The organism is Methylobacterium marchantiae, from assembly GCF_042679825.1.
GTDB lineage: Bacteria > Pseudomonadota > Alphaproteobacteria > Rhizobiales > Beijerinckiaceae > Methylobacterium > Methylobacterium marchantiae.
Genome location: NZ_JBHTND010000076.1, coordinates 1 through 1,155, shown reverse-complemented (window position 1 = coordinate 1,155; position 1,155 = coordinate 1). Strand labels below are relative to the sequence as shown.

Genomic DNA, 1,155 nt, shown 5'->3' with positions numbered 1-1,155 from the left:
CCTCGGCGAGGCGCCTGCGCGCGGCGGCCAGGCGCTCGGCCTCAGTCGCCGCCGGCGGGATCGCAAGGGCGTCGCACAGCGCGGCCACGCGGCCCTCGTGCTCGGACGCGTCGCGCTCAATCCCTGCGATCCGGCGCTGGAGCTCGTCCTGTGACGCCGTCGCCCGCCTAAGGTCGTCGATCGCGTCGAGCGTGCCCGTCGAACCCGAGATCTCAAGCGAGAGGGACGCGGCTTCGGTGTGCCGCCGCCACTCGCTCTCGCGCGCTGCCGCCGCGTCGGTAAGCTTGGCGCGCCGCCTGGCGAGGTCGGCCGCGTCCCGCTCGATCTGTGCGGCGGCCGCGACGTTAAGCCGGACCCGCTGGTCGGCCTCGCTAAGTTCACCGCGGACCCGGTCCGCATGGAGCAGCAGCGGAGCGAGCGCCTCTCCGGCCGGGAGCGGGAAGTCCCCGCCGAGGGCCGCCGCGACGGCCATACGGGCGTCGTCACGCCGCGCCCTGGCGGCGGCCGCGTCTTCAACCGCCCGGGCGGCCGCGGCCTGGGCCCCGAGCGCGGTTTCCCGGTCCGCCAGCCAGCCGGCGAGCCGGTCCGGATCAAGGTCGGGATGGCCGGTGGCGGCCAGCCGGGCCGACCACGTCCGCCTAGCTGCAGCCGCGCCGTCGTCGCTCGCGACCGCCCGCTCTTCGGCTTGCCCGGCCTCCAGCAGCGATGCCTCCCTGCGTCGCGCGAGCATCGTCAGCCGGGCCGAGCCGTCCGCCGAGGCGAACCGGCGGTCGCTGCGCTCGTCGGCCCTCGCCACCGAGCCCTCGAACGCTTCGACCGCCTCCTCCGGCGAGGCGAGCGCCGCGCCGGACAGGATGCTCTCACGCAGCGGCGACCAAGAGCGGTCGCGGTTCGCGCGCACCGACTCGATCTCCTCGGGCGACACCGCGTCGTCGGCGGCGAGCTGCCCTTCGTCCAGCGCGGCGGACGCCGCGTCGCCGCGAGCCCGGGCTGCATCCTGCCTATGCCGGACCGCGTCCGCCGCCGCCTCGGCGAGCAACGCCCTCGTCGAGGCGATCTCCTCCTGCGGGATGCTGGGCAGCGTCGCCAGGGCCTCCGGCGCGCCCGTCCATGGCGCGAGTCTCGCTAGCGCCACCGCGGCCGCCGCGGCCGCCT

Annotated in this window: 1 protein-coding gene; it reads right to left on the bottom strand. The window is 76.7% G+C overall.

The annotated features are described in order from the left end of the window. Positions 1-1,155 (bottom strand): hypothetical protein (locus tag ACFQ4G_RS21870; protein WP_379041111.1); only part of this gene is annotated, 1,155 nt, incomplete at both ends.